General features: G+C 76.1%; 1 protein-coding gene. It reads left to right on the forward strand.

Annotated features, from left to right (window positions below; genetic code table 11):
• Positions 1 to 1,004: ATP-binding protein (locus AB0C29_RS50355; protein WP_360835746.1), on the forward strand; the 1,004-nt coding region annotated here is incomplete at both ends.

Raw genomic sequence — 1,004 nt, forward strand, 5'->3', positions numbered from 1 at the left:
CTGCGGCATCACCCGCGAGGCCCTGACCAACACCCTGCGGTACGCCCCGGCCGGCGGGGTCCGCATCCGGCTCGCCCCCGTGACCGACGGCCTGGAGCTCACCGTCGACGACGACGGCGCCCACACCGACGGCGTCACCGGCATGGGCTCCGGACGGGGCATCACCGGCATGCGGGAACGCGCCACGGCACTGGGCGGCACCCTGACCGCGGGTCCCCGCCCCGGCGGCGGCTGGCGCGTCCGCGCTGTGCTGCCGGTGGCGCTGGTCCCGGACGACCCCGCGACCACCGCCGCGACCACCGCTCCGCCCCCGGCCCCTCGCCGCCGGCAGCTGCCCGGTGCTGAGCACGTGATCGACGTCGTCGTGTTCCTGCTGGCGTTGTTCGTGCCGGTGGGAGCACTGCTGATCTCGGACGACGACCCCGACATGGCCGGTGCGCCGGTGCCGCTGCTGATCCTGGTCGCGTCGGCCCACGCCGTACCGGTGATCTGGCGCCGGACCCACCCCTGGGCCGTGCTCGCCGCGGTCGCGCTCACCTCCTGGCTGCTGCCGGCCCTGATGGTGGCGGGCCTGGTCGCATCGGCTCTGGGCTGGTTCATGCTGGCCGGCCTGGGCGCGGAAGCCGTCGCGGTGTACGCGGTCGCCCGCTACGCCCCCCGCAACAACCTGACCGCCCTGGCGATCCCGGCCGCGCTCACCGCGGCGGTGCTGGCTGCCGGGTTCACGCTGGCGCTGGACGCGCCACCGGAGGAGGACATCCCCTTCGCCGTATGGGTGATCTTCATGTCGGTGGTCGTCGGATGCCCGCTCGGGGTGCCGGTGGCCGGCTCCTGGCTGACCGGGTTCCTGGTCCGCCGGCGCCGCGCCAGGCTGGAGACCCGGGAGCACGACGCGGTCGCCTCCTCGACGGCCCAGGCGATCTGGGCAGCGGGCCTCGAACGCGCCCGGGTGGCCGCGGGCCTGCAGGCGGCGGTCCTGCGCGACACGGCCCGGGTGGCGACGG

The sequence above is a fragment of the Actinoplanes sp. NPDC048791 genome, assembly GCF_040650095.1.
Taxonomy (GTDB): Bacteria; Actinomycetota; Actinomycetes; order Mycobacteriales; family Micromonosporaceae; genus Actinoplanes.